Source organism: Paenibacillus sp. FSL P4-0081 (assembly GCF_000758565.1).
Classification (GTDB): domain Bacteria; phylum Bacillota; class Bacilli; order Paenibacillales; family Paenibacillaceae; genus Paenibacillus_AQ; species Paenibacillus_AQ phytohabitans.
The window spans coordinates 7806113-7825985 of sequence record NZ_CP009280.1; the positions used below are offsets into that span (position 1 = coordinate 7806113).

A 19873-nucleotide genomic window follows, 5' to 3' on the forward strand; every position below is an offset into this window, starting at 1 on the left:
TAATAAATAATGACATCCTTTACATAGGGCTTACCCGGGAAGCCATTATAATTTACGATTGCGCGCTACAGTTGAAGTAGACCTCTTCAGAAAGGATGAATTCTTATGACTACAGCATCAACAACCGATCTGTCCGCGATCCTCCGCCAGGCTCCTGCTGTTCTGCCTTCCCTTACCTGCCGTGAAGCTCTGAGGGTATTGTTCCAGCATCCGGAGTCCAAATGCATCATCGTCCGCAGCAGCAGCAATGAACCCGTGGGACTGATCATGTGCGAACGCTTCTTCCTCAAGGCTACAGGCCGGATGGGCATGGACAGATTCTACCATGAACCCGTATCCCAGCTGATGAACCGCAAACCTCTGGTGGCAGACATCTCCACCCCGGCTGAAACACTCTGGGCCGAAGCCATGCAGCGTCCCGAACCGATGAGAAACGACTGCATTATCGTGACCGATCAAGGCCGGATTGCCGGTATTCTTCATCCTGCGGAGCTGCTGCACTGAGTGCAGTTCTCCATCCCCTCTAGAAAAGAGTATCCGGCGACATGTCGATTCTCCAGTAGCCGCTTACCTTCTTCAGCTTCACCGTTACGGTTTCGGTAACTCCATCTGAACCCTCACTTGGCACAGTCAGTTCAAACACTGCAGCTTGTGCCGTTTTTGAGATCATCCGGGCTGTTGCCTTCGTATAATCCAGTGTATTGCCTAAGTCCGCATGGACCTGGGCCATTCTTCCGTTATATTCCAGGAACTGTGTCTGTACATAGAAAGCTGCAGCATTATGCGTGTACGCTTTCTTAATATAGTTCATCAGCTGCTGCTTCGTGCCAAGGTCACTGGACAGATAACGGTATTCAAGCGTTTTGTAGGTGAATAGCTCCGGCTTGTATTCGTTGCCTCCCCGGCTTGCGTAAGTATACAGTGCTTTGGCATGGACAACCAACGGAATCACACTCCGTACCGTAAGGTTATTAATCGTAGCGGGACCTTCCTTGCCTGGTGCAGACACTGCTACTGTTCTTACTCCCTCTATTCCCACCGCTGGCGAAGCCGCGAGCGCTCCGCTTCCCGCAGAAACCAGACCCAGTGATAGTGCTAATGAACCGATCAACATTTTTTTGTTCATCCTGAATGCCTCCTTGTAATCCTGTTTTATAAATTGAAGAACTATTTCTCTCCAACTGCTGCGATAAGTACTATATAACTTACGATAGCCCGTAAGCTAAAATACCCAATACTACCCCATGTGTAAACGGTTAAACCCCAAAACAGCATAAAAAAGCTCCGTCCTCCTGTTTATAGGGGCCGGAGCTGGAATAAATGGAACTATATAGGGCAAAAAGCACTACCTATGCTTGCCTAAGCTCAGGGCTGCTGCTCTTGATCCAGAGCCGCAACTTGTGCCGAAGTTTCTAGGGGTTCTGACGACTTCTCATAGTAGGCCGTAAAAGTAATATTGGCTGAAATAATGTTGCCGGAATCGCTGGAGTGCTGGAAACTGAATGCGTCCACATTAATAATGCGGGGCAGAAGCTGTAGTGCAGTCATCCAACTTCGCACATTAGTATAAGTTCCTTCCACCAAGGCCGTCATCTTCAGGGCCTTCACGGTAGGGAACACTGCTTCGGAGGAACCGGTCATAACCTGAATGGGATTTGTATCATCCAGCGTGAACCCGATATCTTTCAGTCTGGCATTGGTCATTGTTCCAATGGCTCGCAGATCGAGAATAAGCTGCTCGCTGTCGTCACCGCGCGGAAGCTGGGCCAGAAGTGCATCCTGAGTATCGTCATTCACCGATGAACGGTTCAGCTCTTCTATTTTATTCTCCATGAGGCTGTTTTGCTGCTCCAGCTGCGACATCTCTGATTCCTGCTCCGCAATCTTGCTGTTTGTAGGCTGGAACCCCAGAAGGAAGAACGCGAACAACAGCAGGAACAGGACAAGAACCCCCAGCACAATAGGCGAGCGGTATTTATTGATTTGTTCCATTTTCATCCGCCTCCCCCGGGTTAGCTGCATCAGCATCCTGCTGCGTGCTTTTCGCCAAATTCACATGATATATTGCCGTGTAGAATCTCGTTAGAGTCGCTGGAGATTGCGTACTTCCGGACGGATCTCCTTCAGACAGCTTCTGAATACTCACGTCAACCGTGAAGGACATTTTGCGCAGTTCAGCGAGATATTCGGAAGCATCCTCCATTCTGAGCATCTTGACGGTCAGATCAATGGAGGTGAGGTATGTGTAACCAATATTGCTAAGCGAAGCCCCTTGTGGCAGCCCGGAAGCCAGCTCATTTAATACAGAAACAATATTCAGCTTGTACTTCAGGATCTCTTCAACGGCCGCTTTACGGTCGAGCTTGCCTGAACCGCCGTTATTAGCTTTGGCCAGCTCCAATTGAAGCAATGCGCTCCGGTCCTGCAGACCCTGGATCTGCTCCGACTGATCGTTAATCTGCCCCTTATTCGCTGCATAAAAGATCCCGGTGCCCACTATGCCCAGCAGCCAGATTCCGACCAGTGCAATGGCCAAATAGGGAAATAACATGGCCTCACGATCTTCTCGGGGCAAGAGATTAATATGCTGTGCACCCGAACCCAGTGCAGCTCCGGTTGCAATCCGGTAGCTATTCAATTGCAGGTTCTGGCTTCTAGCCGCACTGGTCTCCAACTGATCCAGACTTACCGGGATAATCTCCTGTTCGGATAAAGACAGGCTAAGCTCCTCATGCAACTGGCTGCGGATGCCTGAAGTCCCAGTAATCAGAATATTGTTGATACGGGTACTGCCATCGTGCAAGCTGTATTGGTAGAAGTTCAGCATCCGCGAGATTTCAGCTGTAATCTCCAGCATCTGTTCAGGTGACAGATGTTCTTCCACACTCTCTTGCGTAGCGGCGGCCTCCGACCTGAATTTGATCTCTTCCTGCATAGGTGGAGCTACCGGCTCTGCTCTACCCGCTTGCAGATCGGCAACATTAATCGTACGGATAAAGACTGGATTGCCATCACGGAACATATAGATATCCAGCAGTGACTGCTCCAGATGGATCAGCATCGTTTCTGCAAAGGCTTCGCCCTGATTCAGCATGATGCTTCTTGCTAACGCCGTAGCGGAAATCTCGACACTGCCCACCCGTAAACCTGCCGCTTCCAGGACATCGATATAATCCTGAATCGGCTTGCGCGGCGCGGCAAATACCAGCAGATGGCTCTGATTTTCATCCACGCTTGTTGTAACGTAATCATACACCGGATTTTCAAAAGGCAGATGCAGACCCGTTTCTACCTCCAGCTTCACAAGCTGCTCCAGCTGTTTTTCATTAGTGCTGGGAATACTCATTTTACGGATAATGATTTGAGCAGGTGGAATAGCCAGGGACACCTTCGAACCGCGAAGGCCTTGTTTTTTAACCCAGGGCTTAAGGATATCCAGCAGCGACTCACCGTCAGCAATCTGATTCTCGACAATCATGCCCGGATGCAGCGGAAGGACTTTCTTCTTGCGGAATTCCCATGTTTTATTCTTCTTCAAGCTGACGCAGCGTATGGCGGATTCCTCAATGGAAATCCCGACCGCTTGTTGACCTAATCTCAGCATCCGATGATGTTCCTCCTAACCGATAAACGAAAGATATGCGCCGATGATGTCCGGGCCGAACAGATATGAGAGCAGTGAACCCAGAGCCAGGAAAGGTCCAAACGGGATTGGCTGTTTGCGCTGGACTATGCCTAACAGCTGCATAATTCCTCCGATGGCGGCACCCAGCGCACAAGCCATCAGAAACGCCACAATGACATTTGGCCAGCCGATGATCCAGCCCAGTAGTGCAAACAGCTTGACGTCACCCATTCCCATGCCCCCAAACAGGGCCAGCAGAAGGAGAACGCCTCCACCGCTTAAAGCGCCAAGCAAATGATACCATAGCGGGACTTCCGCCATGAAAGGAACCAGTACCAGAAATACCGGCGCAAAGAATATCAGCACCTTGTCAGGAATCAGCATATATCTCAGATCAGAGACTGTAATAATGACCGCCAGACTGACCAGCAGCATCCCTGTAATTCCCTCAAGCGTGAGGCCGAATTCCAGATACATCACCAGAAATAATAGTCCAGTTGCGGCTTCTCCAAATAGATACATTGGTGACACCCTAGTTCCGCAATGCCGGCACTTCCCCCGCGATAACAGATAGCTGAGAACCGGGATCAGATCCAGTGGCGTAAGCCGCGTCCCGCACTTGGGACATTGCGATGGCGGATGCAGCAAAGACTCTCCTGCCGGTACCCGCAGTCCTACTACGTTAAAGAAAGATCCTAGAATTAGGCCTAGTAGAGTTATATAGATTGCGATAAAAATAGTCATGATTGGCTGATGTCCCTTTCGGGGATTTTAAAAAAGGAATCGGAATGGTTCCGATTCCTTTCTATAAACGAATAATTCAAATATATTTATTTGGTAATGATTTGGGAAGCTGTATAAAGACCATTTCTAACTTTTGCAGGGGCAGGAGTTAAAGTAACAGACTGCAATATTCCATCTGCAGTAAATTTCACCAATGTTGTAGCCGGGGTGAGTGCAACTTTTGTACTAGGCAATACTAAGCCGGCTTCAATATAGTGATTTGTTTGAAGTGTTTCTAGAGTAACCGAAGTATTAGATACAAAGTTACCATTTTGTTCTCCAATGACATAGAGTCTTGCTGCTTCATAAACTTGACGTGCTGTGGCCAGATCTGCATCCTCACGTGAATTAGTAACGATATTACCAATGAGCGGAATTGCAATAACCGCAATTATCCCCAAAATAACGATAACCGCCAGTAACTCAATCAGCGTAAACCCTTTCTGATTCTCTTCCTTGCTGATTCTTCTCTTAATTGCCTGTGCCAACATTTCGTTTCCCCCTTGATATTAGTAGTGTGTGATGTTCCGACAGAAACTCATCCTATGTTGCTACCTTCCTGCTGTATTGCTCTTGGTATAGAAGCAGCTCTCTCCATCGTCCAGCACCTGCGCAAGCAGCTTCAGCTTCCGCTCCGCCTTTCCGGCGTCACCCCTCTCAATAATTGCAAGGAACCGCAAGGTTCACATATTACTGTACAGACTGAACATCGGCAGCATGATAGCTGCTACGATCACCCCGACTACTCCCGCCAGGAAGGCAATCAACAGTGGTTCTAGTAGAGATTTTAGACGGTCAACTGTATTCTCTACATCCATCTCGTAGAAGTCAGCGACCTTGGATAACATCGTATCCAGCGCTCCGGTCTCTTCACCAATGGCAATCATCTGTGTAACCAGCGGTGGGAATACCCATGCCTTCTTCAGCGGCTCAGAGAGCGGGTTCCCCTGTCTTAGGGAATCACTTGCACTGCGGATATAACGCCCGATTACCTTATTACCTGCCACTTCCTCTACAATAGCCAGGGATTGGAGGATGGGCACGGAGCTGGCGTAGAGGGAAGAGAATGTCCGGGTAAACTGCGCAATCGAGCCCTTCTGATTCAACTTGCCAAAGACCGGAATCTTCAGCTTGGCGTAATCAAGTGCATAGGCACCTTTTTCGGTACGTTTAGTTATTTGATAGGCAACTACTAAGAGAAGTACCCCCAGAATCCAGAAATACCATTGCCCCTGAATACTTTTGCTGAGTGCCAGTACCATCTTGGTAATCGCCGGAAGCTCGGCATCAAAAGACTCAAACATGGTGACAAACTGCGGCACAATTGCCCATAACAGGTAAATCACTGCTCCTATTGCCATCACCCCAACAGTAATCGGGTAAGTCAGCGCAGATTTTATCTTCTCGGTTGTTGTATGCTGCTTCTCAAAAAATATTGCCAGCCGCTCCAGCGTTCCTTCCATATTCCCGGATTCCTCACCGGCGCGAATCATGCTGACAAACAGCGGTGGAAAGATCCGCTTGTGATCCTGAACTGCCTGCGAGAATGAAACCCCTCGCAGCAAGCTGGAACCAACATCTTGAAGCGCCTTACGCAGCGGTTTGCTGTCCGTCTGCTCTGCCAGGATACGCGTAGCATCTACAATGGACACTCCGGCACGCATAAGTGTCGCGAACTGGCGGCAGTAAATAATAAAGTGAATAGTTTTAACCGGATTGCCTATATAAATATCCATTTGCAGAATGGAAGTTTTACGTTCCACCAGCGAGAACACCGTCAGACCGCGTTTGCGGAGCTCATCCATGGCTGCCGGCTTATCCGTAGCGGTAAGCTTGCCTTTGATCGGCCTGCCCGCCGCTGTTTTGACCTGATATTCGAATAATGCCATCAGCCATTCACCTCACTCATATACGCTTTGGCCGCCGCAGGATGTACAAGCCCTCCCGCAAGATATTCACGGATGTTCATCTCCAGTGTGTGCATACCCAGCGCCTTGCTTGTCTGCATGACATTCTTCAGTTGATGCGTCTTCTCCGTCCGGATCAGGTTGGCAACAGCCGGCGTATTCACCAGAATCTCTGTTGCACATAACCGCCCGCGGCCCGAAGCTCTCGGGAATAAGCGCTGGCTGACTACAGCCAGCATAACCGAAGCCAGCTGGGAACGAATCTGATTCTGCTGATGGCCTGGAAAGGCGTCGATAATCCGGTCAATCGTCTGCGGCGCATCTGTCGTATGTAGCGTTGCTAATACTAAGTGTCCAGTCTCAGCAGCAGTAACGGCTGCCGAGATCGTCTCCAAATCACGCATTTCCCCCACCAGAATGACATCCGGATCCTGCCGCAATGCTGCCCGGAGACCGCTGGCGAAGCTGTTTGTGTCACTCCCCACTTCTCTTTGATCCACCAGACATTTGCCATGGCTGTGCAAGAATTCTATAGGATCCTCAAGGGTCACGATATGCTTGCTCTCGGACTGGTTGATGGAATGAATCATCGCCGCCAGCGTTGATGATTTACCGCTGCCCGTAGGACCTGTCACCAGGATAAGACCTTGCGGTTTCTTTGCCAGAGATGCCAGAATCGGAGGCATGGACAGCTGCTCCAGCGACGGAATCTCAGCGGGAATAGACCGGGCTGCGATGCTTACTCCGCTCCGCTGACGGTACACATTTACTCTGTAACGCACTCCATTATCAAGCGGGTAGGAGAAATCAATCTCACCGGTCTCATTAAAAATACTGTTATGCCGCTCCTCCATAAGCACCTCTGCCATTGCCAGCGATTCCCCGGCTGTGACCTGTTCCCCTTCAACCGGATACAGGGTTCCATCAATGCGTATTACCGGCGCTGAACCTACAGAGATATGCAAGTCGGAAGCCTTGGAGGTATAGGCCATATGAAGCAGTTGTATAATGTCTCTCGTGAATGTCGGCACTGGCTATCCTCCTCAACGTTTTGTCAGCTTAATTAAGACTTGTTTACTGCGATACCGTTTCCCGCAGAACCTCTTGGAGCGTCGTGGTTCCCTGTGTAACCTTGAGGAAGCCATCCTCCATTAGCTGCACAAGCCCGCGTTCGCGCGCGGCAGCTTTCAGTTCATCGACGGATGCCAGATCCGTAATCAATTGCCGCATATGGTCATCGATAGTTAACACCTCGTGAATGGCAATACGTCCACGGTAACCTGTAGTGCTACAACTGCCGCAGCCCCGTCCGCGATGGAGACTGTCTGTTGGCAGACTATATTTTCGCAGCATGATCGCTTCCTGCTCAGACGGCTTGTACTTTTCTTTGCAGTCCGGGCAGATTTTACGCACCAGCCGCTGGGCTACTACCCCAATCAGGGAAGATGCAATCAGATAAGGCTCAACGCCCATATCTCTAAGGCGCGATATAGTACTGATAGCATCATTGGTATGGAGCGTCGAAAGGACAAGATGACCGGTTAACGATGCTCTGACTGCAATTTCTGCCGTCTCGGTATCTCGAATCTCCCCTACCATTACGATATTAGGGTCCTGCCGGAGAATCGAACGCAACCCTGCTGCGAAGGTAAGGCCAACAGCAGCATTCACATGCACTTGATTGACTCCTTCGAGCTGGTACTCTACCGGATCTTCAACCGTTATAATATTTGTGCTCTCCACATTTAATTGGTTCAACGCCGAGTACAAGGTTGTCGTTTTGCCGCTCCCTGTTGGGCCAGTAATCAACAAAATCCCGTATGGTCTGGCAATCATTTCTCTAAAAACAGCAGCATTCGACTCACTGAAGCCAAGACTGTCCACTGATTTCACGCCTGTGCTGAGATCCAGCAGCCGGAGTACAATTTTCTCCCCGTGCATGGTCGGCAGTGAAGATACGCGGATATCAACCATTTTGTAATCGAATTGCATCTTGATACGCCCGTCCTGCGGAAGCCTGCGCTCCGCAATGTTCAGCTTCGCCATGATCTTCAGTCTGGCTGTAATAAAGCCCTGCATCTGTTTGGGAATTACACGTTCCGTACGCAGCGTGCCGTCAATCCGGTAACGGATAGAAAGGTTATTCTCACCCGGGTCTACATGGATATCGGATGCCCGCAAGGCCACTGCCTGCTGAATCATCTGATTGACCAGCCGGACTATAGGCGAATCTTCATCGGTAATCTCCGTCTCTTCAATTTCTTCCTGGGTGGGCAGTTCAACCATCATCTGGCTCATAGAATCACGCATGCCGTAATGCCGGGCAATCGCCCGCTGCAGCTCATCCCGGGTGGAAATCGCAGGTTCGATTCTGAACCCTGTACTCATCCGCAAATCCTCAATGGCGAAATAGTCCAACGGATCAGCCATAGCCACCATCAGCTTGCCGCCTTCCTTCATGAACGGGAGCACCTGATATCGTTTGGCCATACTCTCCGGAATAATCTGCGTAATGGCCGGGTCAATCTGATATTTGAACAAGCTTACATGAGGTATGCCAAGCTGGAATTCCAATACTTCAATTAGCTGCTGCTCGGTAATATAACCCTGCGAGATCAGCAGATCACCAAGCTTGCGTTTGGTTTTGCGCTGTTCGGCCAGAGCCTCGGTCAACTGCTCCTGCGAGATAATGCCGTTATCTACCAGCAAGTCTCCCAGTCTTTTTTTTATGATTGGCAAAGTTACTCATCTCCAGCTCTCACCCGTTTAATTTTTCTTACTGGTTAGAAACTTACATAATTTAGCAAAAAGAGGATCCAAAGCTGCTAACCTTCTGGAAACTCATACCGATTTCGTATATGTAGTCCTTTGCGTGTTACAGAAATCATTTTCCCGGAATTTCAATGGTTTTCTAGTTCTAATTACTTAAATTTGAGGTAAATTTTTCATATATTATGATTGCCTATAGAGGTAAATTGTCCTAGAATGATATATAGCATATAACCGTTATTTTTACAATTAGGATTTCCAATACTTGGTCAATTTTAGCGAAAGTTTCGATAAATCTACCAATCGATTATTAATATCTTTACGGGGGAGATGCTAGATGAAATCATTCCGGCGGAGAACATGGTTTCTAGTTTCAGGAGGTACATTTTCGGCTATATTAATTGCTTTGTTTGTCCATTCTTTTGTTCTTTCAGTCAATGCAGTAGTAGATAGTTCGTATACCATCCGTATTCTTGAGATCACTGATCCAACCAGCACTGCGAGCTTGGCACTGGATGCCAATGATAAATACCCCAAGAGCGAACTCGATGGTCTTCAGGGATTAGCCAACGTCAAGATTGATACAATGACTATGAAGCGCTTCGTATCCCTGCGTGATAACTGGGACGGCAAATACGATGCTGTCTATATCGGTAAAGGGGCATTCAGCAAGACATTGATTAAAAGTACAGGATCCACTTCCGAAGCTGATCGCAAGATTGCCCATAATACCACTGCGGTCGAGAATGATATTACCCTCCTCAAAGCTAAAGAGATCACCGACTACTATATCAGCAAAGGCTTGAATGTCTTCCTTCGCGAGGAGACCTTCAGCCAACAGACTACAAGCAACACTCAGGGTGTCCTGTATGCAACGTTCAATCCCTACCGCACAGCTACTCGCTCCAATGTAATTTTCCTAAAGAACCTGAACGAACTCAACACACTTACGGCTGCGATAAAGGATGGCAGTTGGTCTAACCTATCCACTCTTGAGCAGCGCCCTAGACTAACCATTACCAACAAACCTGATAATTACAGCGAGGGTTCTGCTACCGTATATAAGTCCGGAGACACACTGGTCTTCCCCATCAAGATCGATAACATCTCAGACCCCAAAACATCAGTGCGGGTCAAATTATATATGAATGTGGACTCTTCTCTGCCCGTAACTGAAGATACGGTAGTTGCTACCAAAGAAATCACTTCTCCAACAGATACATTGAGCTATACGCTGCCGTCTACTTTCTCAGGGCCGTTGTATTGGAGAATGGAAATCAGCACAATTGCCGGACTGAAAGACTTTGATACAGGGAACATCTTTTATAAGGGTATAAAGCCCGTCATCAAAGTACTTCAGATTATGCCTTCGGGCAAGACAGACAGCAACCTGTTGAATTCAAACAATATGCAGACTTCATATTTGTCCAGCGATAATTACGAGTTGCAGATCACTCCAAAGGACATGAGCTGGTTCAACACCTATATTACCGACCATGCCAGTACAAGTGATACAACTTCAGGCCTGAACGGAAAATTTGACATGGTGGTCTTCGGTTTCCAGGATATGTACGACCGTGTCAGTACGCCAATGCTCTCCAAGGCAGCTGCAGAGGCGGTTAAAGCTTTTGCTAAAGAGACCGGACAGAGTCTGATGCTTACACATGACACTATCTTCCGTGAGGTAACGGCTCCTTACCAAGAGAGTACCAATAATTATAACTATTGGAGCCCTTACTTCCACGATATGGTTGGTCAAGCTTTGCCCCGGACTTATCTGGGCGGCAACGCGGTGAATCCGTCTACCAAGGTAGTTTCGGTCAACCAAGGGCTTCTGACGCAATACCCGTTTAACCTTGATACAACCGGTATGACCGCGAACCGGTATTCAGTGGCTACGACCCATGACCAGTTCTTCCCGCTGAACCTGGAGCGGGCCGATGTTATTCCCTGGTATAATATTTCGGGTTCCAGCCGTGACACGGACGACAGCTATAACCATTTCTACACCTATTCAGTTGGCAATATTACATTCTCGGGTACCGGCCACACGAACACAAGGTTTCCCGAGTGGGAGCAGAAGTTATTCGTCAATACCATGTATCGTGCGTTCACCGGCGCCAATCACGCGCCTGATATTACCGTCTATACTCCGCAGGACATGAGTACCAAGCCATCGTACCAAGACAAATTGACTGTTAGCTATGCCGCTACTGATTTTGATTTCAAGGACAAGGAACTGATCACAGCAATACAGATTAATAAGCTAACCGACAAGGGAACATACGTAAAGGTCGATGAAATGCTTGAGAAGACTGTCCGTTCGGGTGAAACAGTAACTCAAATCTTCAATAATCCTCTGCATGAGGATGGCAAGCTGCAGATTCAGATTACTGCAAAGGACAAGCAAGGTGCCCTTGCTACGAAACTTATCACCCTTAATGTCAAAAAGGTAGATTCCAATCTGTCTATCAGCCGCACTCTCTCTTCTGATACAGTGGAAAGAGGACAGCCTCTTACCATTACGTATAGTGTAAAACCTAACCCTATTCCGGTTAATACCGTAGACGCAGGCGACAAAGGTGTTACACAGTTAGTGATCTCAGACATTCAGTATTCAGAGGTATTCCCGGCATATCTGAAATTCAATGATTTGGAGGCTGAAGGCCTCACCCATAGCGGGAATGATGCATCAGGCTACACGATCACCAAAAATCTCGGTAATCTCACTTATCATTTGTCAGAGGATGGTCTGACTTATGTGCCTGATGTAACTACAGGGATCAGCTTCACCGTTACTACAGTACCTACTGAGAAGATACATTATCTGCTTGATAACTCTAATTTGAGCTTTGAGGATCTGCATTCTCTGCCGGCTGCTACAGCAACTGCCAGTGCTACTGTCAGCCCTATTGCTACTGCCAGTGCTGCAACAGCTCCTGCAACAGCTTCACCTACAGTTGCTGCTACTGCTACCCCAGCACCAGTAAGTTCATCAAAGATATTCAGTTCGATAAGTAGTATTAGTAGTGAATTCAATGCATTTGTTCTTGGTAATGTTTATCTTAGGAGTACCAATACGGATGGACGTATCGCTGCGGCTGGAGACGTAGAATTCACCAGCTACAGTCTTTATGGGAATGGAGGTACCCTCAGTAATTCATTGGTAGTGGGAGGGAATTTCATCTTTAACGGAGGCAATGGAGCTACAGTTAATGGTAATGTGGCTTATGGAGGCAACTCGACAGTCACTGTTAACAATTCAGTCACTGGTTCATTGACTAAAGCTACTCCTATTAATTTTGAAGAAACCGAAAAATATCTTTTAGCACAATCTACTGATTTCACTTCATTAACTGCAAATGGCACTGTAGGCACCGATCTTAGTTTTGTCGGAACCGATGCTTTACAAAATGTGTTTAACGTTACAGCCAGCACGCTGAATAACGTCAAAATCAATGCACCACAAAGCTCAACGGTTGTCATTAATGTCTTAGGACAAATCATAAACATCAGTGGCGGATTCGATTTAACAAATATACAAAATAACCATATTATTATGAACTTTCCTCAGGCTACATCTCTTACTATTAACGGTGTAGCAGTAAAAGCAACGGTACTTGCTCCTTTAGCCAACGTTCAATTCGATAATGGCCAAATGCTGGGCACACTTATTGCGAAATCACTGCGAACAGATAACGGCGGTTATCTTAAGTTGGGGGTATTTAACGGTACATTGCAGCCTGTAACAGTAGCTACACCAACGCCAGTCATAACACCTGCGCCAACTGCAACACCAGAACCGACCGCGGAACCGACACCGAGTCCTACCCCGGCCCCGGTTCTGGCTAGAGTGACAATGAAATTTGATGCTCTGAGTTTTGATGCAATTGTTAAATTAACCGGTGTTACTTTGAGTGATGCCACCATTCGAGTTAACACCAGCCTGAACATGCTGCCTCAGGCTAATATTACTCCCTTGGACGTAAGTAATCCTACCTATACATGGGTTTCAGACAATCCTTCCGTGGCAACAATCACGCAAGAAGGAATAGTCACAGGAGTAGCACAGGGTGAAGCCTCTATTACACTTACAGTTAGAGATATTGTTGGAACTGCCTTCTCAGCTACAGCTAAGGTTGAAGTCATAACACCGGCACTTAATATCTCTGGTCCATCAACGGGGATTGTTGGCATACCGAACGAATACCATGCCACTTATAATACCGTAAATGATACTATCAAGGGTTATGAATGGTCGATTAAGCCCGACAGTAATACGGCAGGTGCAGTACTGGATTTTGATTCCACCAAATCACTTAATGATTATGCAACCTTAGTAGCTTCCCAATCCGGTCAAGTCGTACTAATTGCAGTCGCCAAAACCGAAGCTTTCCCAAATGGTTCTGCACCTAGAGAAGTTACGGTTACCTTCACCAATCCAGTCCAAGAGTTTGTCATTGAAGGACCACCTTCAGTGAAGGTTAACGATACAATCTCACTAACGATTAGGGTCATTAGACCATTGCCTTACGATCCGGCCGAATATGCTTGGAGCTTTGTAGGCGACGGTCGCACATACGCAACATTCACGAATGAACCGGACAGCAGTAGTCATATTAAACTGACTGGCCTAAAGATTACAGATATCAACCAGCCGGTGGTTGTGAAGGCCTCCTTGAAGGGAGCACCAGCAGAACAACCCGTCGAAGCAATATTCAATGTAACTGTGGGAACCCGCTTGACTGACCTGAAGTTAATTGAATCCATCGATATTGGTGTGGGAAAAGAAAACTCCCGTGACCTGTGTGATTCCAAGTACCTTACGTTGTACCCGGAGGATATAGAGTTGAAGGACGTAATAGACAAGTTGGAATGGAGCAGCAGCAACCCGGCAGTGGTCGCAGTGTCTTCTGACGGCAAAATTACAGGCTTGATTAAAGGATCTGCAAAAGTTACGGTCATATTCAAAGATGATCCTTCAATCAAATCTTCAGTCATGGTCAACGTACTTAACGAAGACCGTTACTAATTTAACAGCTCCATGAAGAAACCCCGGCCAGCATCCAGTGGATGTGAACCGGGGTTTCTCATGGTTATAACTTCTTTTGATAATCAACCTAATTTTCTATTTCAGTTTAAGTTCCTCCACACTGATATTGATCGATTGAACACGGGGCAATCCCGCTTTTTGGTCGGCGAATACCTTATTGTTATAGGAAGCATTAAATCGAATCTGGCTATCATTCTGAATAACCAAGAAGTTCCCATCCTCATCTGTCGCACTGCCACGTACCGCGTTAATCGTCAAGTCTCCTTTGGCAAAAAATCCTCCACTTAAAGAAAAGACAGAACCTACACCGTACAGCAAAGCATCTGAATCGGTATAAAAGAAGGCCTCCAATGGCTTAGCCGATGCAGCATCGGTGAAGGCTGCCAAACGGTTAATTAGAATAGGGCCCTGCGAAATTAGAACCAGTTCTTTATCGTTCATCCCCTGAATTGAAGCATCCTCTACAAGAGTGGTGTACTCCTTATCACTGCCTGTCAACTGTGACTGCTGCAAAGCGAAGATTGTGGAATCGAATTCAACCTTGCCTCTAATCTCTACTTTTCCCGTGACGAGGATATTCGCTTGTACTTGCACAGGAGTAGAACGTCCAGAATTGTCAATCTTCAGATTTCCGTCAATGATGTACCAGTTTTTATCCTTATTGGCATATTGAATTCCCTCAAGCTCAATACCGTCCAAGGTTAAATCACCTTCGTAAACAAGAGATCTGCTAGGTTTGGTTAGTTGTTTCACTATTTCATCATAGGACTTTTGGGCTTTCAGGCCAATTTCTGTAGTATCAGCCGGATCAGGCTTTGGAGGTAGGACCTCCGGATGATCAAATATTGTATCATAGGTTCCAATAAGATATTCGGCTAAAGTTCCTTTCTCCACATTGTTGAGAATTTCCGAGCGTATGGCAAGACCACCCATTGCCTCTGCAACCTTATCTGTAAAAGAGGAAATAACATTCACTTCTACAAAGCTGCGGTGATTCTTGATCTTCACATTATCTGATTTAATCTTCCCCGTCATATCAGTAGTTGAGGTTATTTTATCTGCAGTAAGGTTGCCCAAAATCTGATCCTGATATATTAACTTCTGTAGTGATTGTACATGCGCCTCTCCTTCAAGCTGAAAAAGCTTGGAATAAAACGTATGGTCTACTCCTTTATATCTGTAATTAGCAGTATCACTGATTGTTAAAGTGTCCCCTGCGTATATATTGCCCTTAATATATGGAGAACCATTTATAGTCAGGTTATGCTCAGAACCCAGTGTGTAGTTGAGAAAATCGGGAAAAGTATCAATAACAACTACCTGTGATAAATTTCGGACAACCCCATTAATCTCTGCCTGGGAGTTCAAAGTCAGGCGATAGCTGACAGGCATACCACTCGTCGGATCTTTTTTCGTCTCGTAGTCTATACTGGTAATTTTGCCTGATGCCTTCTTTCCATCTGCCTGTAATAAATCAGTGCTGGCGAGCAGAATATTCTGATCATCATATAGATTCCTCAAAAAAAGATCAATTGCATTATCCAGATCTGACTGGCTAACCACAATGCTAGCTTGGATGGTCTGATTCAGCCGAGCCGTAATATAGGCCACCGCCTCATCCAGCGTCTTCTCCGCCAAATGCAGACTTTGCACATCATTCTTACGCGTCTCTGTACGCTGTGCGCCTCCAACTGCTGCAGTAAGTACACTCAATCCCAAGATCGTAAGAAGCAGAACAATAAACATAACCAGCACTAGGGCAGAACCACGTTCCTCCCGGAAGCGCCTGGCGAATTCCTTCAGTTCTTTAAGTCTCATATGACGCTGTGACGGTCCAGCTCCACGCATGGCAGCATCCTCCTAGAATCCAAATTTACTCTTCATTTCCATGGTGTAGTCCCTGCCGTCATACTCCTGTGCCAATTGGAGTGTAATCTCAATCAGTCCGCTGCCACACGGAGAAGCGCTTGTACAGAACCTGCCGTCAGGCGTTGCGGAGGAAATGAGTGAACCGGTCAGATCTGATTTAACTGACGTCCGGGAGTCATTGGAAGGCTCCTCTGTTTCGGTGCCAATAACCAGCTTCCCTTGAGTGAAAGCTATCTTGACCACCTCAAAGCTAGGATCTGTATCGCTTTTCTTCTTTTTTAGAAGAATTCCATCGTTGGTGTTCGTTCTCTCTACCCGCTCCGGGGCAAATGTATATAATTCATTTATAATTGAAGACATAATAATATCCGCTTCATCTCTGAGAGAATTTTCGATTGTTATTTTATGATAGCTGCGGAATCCAAACATAGTGACCATAGAAATGATGCCCACAATCATTGAAAATAAGGTTATGGCGGCAATAAGCTCAATTAGCGTGAAGCCCTGCTGTGACTTTAGCCGGTCAACGTATTTTTTCATCGGTAATATAACCCTCCACCACCGTGCTGACTGTATTCGCATTGGGACCGCCCGGTCCAGTAACTTTTACTTGTACCGGAATCAGATAAGGGGCCATTTCTTGTTTGCGGGTGTCTATGGCATCCTTCCCTCCACTGCTGCTCTTTCCCGCCAGCATATCCTCATGCAGCTTTGCCTGATAAGTTATATTTACCTCATATTGGATATTGTTGATAAAAGGATTCAGCACTTCAGGCAGCACCCCCGAATTGATAAACCCCGCATCATTATATAAACAAGCAGCATCTTTACACTGCTCTGCTTCAATAACAGGGTGTACAGCACTTTGGCTAGTTTCTTTTACATTAAAGTATTGGCCCATAGCCTCAAAATCCTGCTTCTCCATATAAAAGAGCGCATTACGCGCCAGATTGACCATGATCGTCTTATTCTGGTTCGATTTCGAATAGGACAGCGCGTTGGTGAAGTAGGAGGTTAGCACCAGAGAAACTATCGACAAAATCACGATGGCTGCCAGCACCTCAATCAGCGTAAATCCCTCTTCCTTGCCCCGCTCACGGTTTCGGTTCCACTTGTCTCTCCAAGACATCCTGTTCGCTCCCTATGCTCTATTGGATTCAATCATCGGTCTTGAGTCCTGTACCCTTCTCCGTCTCTCTGAATCTTTCTACCTACTTCCATTATATTCTTTCAACTCCGGCACCAGCAATGCTTGCAAGGAATAAATCTAGAGATTTCTACAATTTATATCGTTTAGCGGCTGTGCTATTATTTGGGCTGAAAGGGGATATGCAAATGGCTTTAATCGAATGCAAGTTTTATTCGGAAGTGCTGGGGCTGAACACCTCGATGACCGTGATTCTGCCGCAGCAGACTACTACACAGATCGGAATGAGTAATGTGTCACGGGGGAACCTTCACCCTACGCTTTACTTGCTGCACGGCTTGTCCGATGATGATTCGATCTGGCTGCGCCGGACCTCGATAGAGCGTTATGTAGCGCAGATGGGCATTGCCGTTGTTATGCCTCAGGTCCACCGCAGCTTCTATACCGACATGGCGGCGGGCGGACAGTATTGGACATTTATCAGTGAAGAGCTGCCGGCGCTGGCCCGTTCCTTCTTCCCGTTGTCGGCGAAACGCGAGGATAACTTCGTAGCCGGACTGTCGATGGGCGGTTATGGAGCGATGAAGCTGGGGCTGCGCAAGCCTGAAGATTGGGCCGCTGCCGCGAGTCTGTCCGGTGCCCTGGATATGGCCCATCATTTCATGAACTGGGAAGATAAATCGCAGAAGACGAAGGAGTATGTGCAGATTTTTGGAGACAAGGACATTGCAGGCACTCCTGAAGACCTGCTGTGGCTGATGAAAGAAGTAGACCGCTCCAAAGGGCCGAAGCCCCTTCTCTATCAATGCTGCGGCACCGGGGATTTCCTCTATGAGGACAATCAGACTTTCCGTAAGGCCTGCTCCAAGACCAAGCTGTCACTGACTTACGAGGAAGGGCCGGGCGAGCATGAATGGGGATATTGGGATACCAAGATCCGTGATGTACTGAACTGGCTGCCACTCGGCAAAACAAAGTCCGCTGACTTGTAAGCGGGTACCCGCCACGCATGTGAATTATAACTTCATTTTCTGCAAAAAAAGACTGTCCTCCCGCATCCTATCGATGCGGTAGAGGACAGTCTTTTTGAAAAGATAAGAATTTATATGCTTTGCACAATAAATGATCCTTATCTTTCTCGCTGAAACGATACCGTCCTTATTAAAGGACGGTATCGTTTCCACTTGTTGATTCAGTTATATCCGCTGCCAGCTTAGCTGCTTCTTATTGTGCAGCATCCCCATGCTGCACAACCCATTCGTTAGCCGCCAGCAGAGCTGCCTCGGCCCGTTCAATGGCTGCCTGCACCTGAACAGTAGCTGTGCCGCCGTATACGTTACGGGCGTTCACAACAGCCTCCGGCTGCAGTACAGCGTAGATCTGGTCATCGAACAGCGGCGAGAACTGTTTGAATTCCTCCAGGGTAAGATCCAGCAGGAATTTGCCTTCATTGATGCAGTACAATACGGTCTTGCCTATAACCTCATGCGCCTGGCGGAAAGGCAAACCCTTGCCCACCAGGAAGTCAGCGATATCGGTCGCGTTGGAGAAATCGGTATTCACGGCTTCGCGCATCCGCGCCTTGTTCACCTTCATCGTGGAGATCATCGGCGCGAACAGCTGCAATGCTCCTGTCAAGGTGGCTACAGTATCGAACATGCCTTCCTTGTCTTCCTGCATATCCTTGTTATAGGCCAGCGGCAGCGATTTGAGGACGGTCAGCAGCCCGATCAGGTTGCCGTAGACACGGCCTGTCTTGCCGCGTACAAGCTCCGGCACATCCGGGTTCTTCTTCTGCGGCATGATGCTGCTGCCGGTGCAGAAGGCATCGTCCAGCTCCACGAAGCTGAATTCCGTGCTGCTCCACAGCACCAGCTCTTCGCTGAGCCGGGACAGGTGAGTCATCACCAGCGCTGCATTGGCCAGGAACTCAACGATGAAGTCGCGGTCGCTGACGGCGTCCAGGCTGTTCTCATAGACGCTGTCGAAGCCAAGCTGCTCTGCCACGAAGTGGCGGTCAATCGGGAACGTCGTTCCCGCCAGCGCCCCAGCGCCCAGCGGCAGCACGTTGATCCGCTTGTAGCTGTCGGTCAGGCGCTCCGCATCGCGGCGGAACATGGATACATAAGCCAGCAGATGATGCGCGAACAGAATTGGCTGAGCGCGCTGCAGATGCGTGTAACCCGGAACAATGGTCTCCACATTGTCCTTGGCTTGCGCGATCAGCGCTTCCTGCAGCTCATGCAGGAGAGCCACCAGCTCTACTACACGGTTACGCAAGTAGAGATGCATATCCGTCGCCACCTGATCGTTACGGCTGCGGCCGGTGTGCAGCTTGCCGCCGACCGGGCCGATCTCTTCGATCAGATTCTTTTCAATATTCATATGAATATCTTCATCGGCTACGGAGAACACAATCTCTCCCGCACGCACCTTATCCAGTACCTTATTCAGTCCGTTCTTGATCGTCTCCACATCATCCTGCGGCAGAATCCCGCATTTGCCCAGCATCGTGACATGCGCCAGACTGCCCTGCACATCCTCTTCCGCAAGTGCCTTGTCGAATCCGATGGAAGCCGTATATTCCTCCACCAGCTTATTCGTTCCCTTGGTAAACCGTCCGCCCCACAGCTTGCTCACCTGTTGTTTCCTCCTCGATTGACGTTAGAAGGGCCGCCCCTGTCCGGATGGGAGGAACGGCCTTCTTCTGTCCGCTTATA

15 protein-coding genes are annotated in these 19873 nt (G+C 47.9%); 3 read left to right on the forward strand and 12 right to left on the reverse strand.

Translation table 11 applies throughout. The features are described 5' to 3' along the window. Positions 1-105: 105 nt before the first annotated feature. On the forward strand, positions 106-504 hold the full coding sequence (locus P40081_RS33320; RefSeq protein ID WP_042140206.1) for a CBS domain-containing protein: 399 nt from the start codon (positions 106-108) through the stop codon (positions 502-504). A 19-nt stretch (positions 505-523) separates the two neighbouring features. Here P40081_RS33320 and P40081_RS33325 read toward each other — a convergent pair whose 3' ends face one another. From P40081_RS33325 to P40081_RS33360, 8 genes are all read right to left on the reverse strand, one after another. After that, positions 524-1126, reverse strand: coding sequence for a DL-endopeptidase inhibitor IseA family protein (locus tag P40081_RS33325; protein WP_052422130.1), 603 nt, complete (start codon positions 1124-1126; stop codon positions 524-526). Between the two features lie 239 nt (positions 1127-1365). Continuing rightward, positions 1366-1992, reverse strand: a complete 627-nt coding sequence (pilO, locus tag P40081_RS33330) for a type 4a pilus biogenesis protein PilO (protein WP_042140207.1) — start codon at positions 1990-1992, stop codon at positions 1366-1368. After that, the gene (gene pilM, locus P40081_RS36865; RefSeq protein WP_052422131.1) at positions 1976-3604 is read right to left on the reverse strand and encodes a pilus assembly protein PilM; all 1629 of its coding nucleotides are present in this window, start codon (positions 3602-3604) and stop codon (positions 1976-1978) included. The genes pilO and pilM overlap by 17 nt, the downstream gene beginning before the upstream one ends. 15 nt (positions 3605-3619) lie before the next feature. After that, on the reverse strand, positions 3620-4369 hold the full coding sequence (locus tag P40081_RS33340; protein WP_042140208.1) for a prepilin peptidase: 750 nt from the start codon (positions 4367-4369) through the stop codon (positions 3620-3622). A gap of 86 nt (positions 4370-4455) precedes the next feature. Further along, positions 4456-4899, reverse strand: coding sequence for a type II secretion system protein (locus P40081_RS33345; RefSeq protein ID WP_052422132.1), 444 nt, complete (start codon positions 4897-4899; stop codon positions 4456-4458). A gap of 192 nt (positions 4900-5091) precedes the next feature. Further along, positions 5092-6297, reverse strand: coding sequence for a type II secretion system F family protein (locus tag P40081_RS33350; protein ID WP_042140209.1), 1206 nt, complete (start codon positions 6295-6297; stop codon positions 5092-5094). Further along, a complete protein-coding gene (locus P40081_RS33355; protein WP_081970306.1) occupies positions 6297-7346 on the reverse strand; it encodes a type IV pilus twitching motility protein PilT in 1050 nt (349 codons plus the stop codon). Before P40081_RS33355 ends, P40081_RS33350 begins: the two co-directional genes overlap by 1 nt. Positions 7347-7389: 43 nt before the next feature. After that, on the reverse strand, positions 7390-9054 hold the full coding sequence (locus P40081_RS33360; RefSeq protein WP_042140210.1) for a GspE/PulE family protein: 1665 nt from the start codon (positions 9052-9054) through the stop codon (positions 7390-7392). A gap of 367 nt (positions 9055-9421) precedes the next feature. Between P40081_RS33360 and P40081_RS33365 the strand changes: the two genes are divergently transcribed. Then, the gene (locus P40081_RS33365; protein WP_081970308.1) at positions 9422-14116 is read left to right on the forward strand and encodes a collagen-binding domain-containing protein; all 4695 of its coding nucleotides are present in this window, start codon (positions 9422-9424) and stop codon (positions 14114-14116) included. A 96-nt stretch (positions 14117-14212) separates the two neighbouring features. Here P40081_RS33365 and P40081_RS33370 read toward each other — a convergent pair whose 3' ends face one another. Genes P40081_RS33370 through P40081_RS33380 form a run of 3 tightly spaced genes read right to left on the reverse strand, consistent with a single transcriptional unit; the run spans position 14213 to position 17135 of the window. Continuing rightward, the gene (locus tag P40081_RS33370) at positions 14213-15985 is read right to left on the reverse strand and encodes a hypothetical protein (RefSeq protein WP_042140212.1); all 1773 of its coding nucleotides are present in this window, start codon (positions 15983-15985) and stop codon (positions 14213-14215) included. A 12-nt stretch (positions 15986-15997) separates the two neighbouring features. After that, on the reverse strand, positions 15998-16546 hold the full coding sequence (locus tag P40081_RS36870) for a type II secretion system protein (protein ID WP_052422133.1): 549 nt from the start codon (positions 16544-16546) through the stop codon (positions 15998-16000). Further along, on the reverse strand, positions 16530-17135 hold the full coding sequence (locus P40081_RS33380; RefSeq protein ID WP_042140213.1) for a type IV pilus modification PilV family protein: 606 nt from the start codon (positions 17133-17135) through the stop codon (positions 16530-16532). The genes P40081_RS36870 and P40081_RS33380 overlap by 17 nt, the downstream gene beginning before the upstream one ends. A 206-nt stretch (positions 17136-17341) precedes the next feature. Between P40081_RS33380 and P40081_RS33385 the strand changes: the two genes are divergently transcribed. Next, positions 17342-18145 carry an alpha/beta hydrolase gene (locus tag P40081_RS33385; RefSeq protein ID WP_042140214.1) on the forward strand — a complete coding sequence of 268 codons (804 nt, stop codon included), beginning with the start codon at positions 17342-17344 and terminating at the stop codon, positions 18143-18145. Positions 18146-18377: 232 nt separating this feature from the next. Here P40081_RS33385 and argH read toward each other — a convergent pair whose 3' ends face one another. After that, positions 18378-19793, reverse strand: a complete 1416-nt coding sequence (gene argH, locus P40081_RS33390; protein ID WP_042140215.1) for an argininosuccinate lyase — start codon at positions 19791-19793, stop codon at positions 18378-18380. Positions 19794-19873 lie beyond the last annotated feature (80 nt).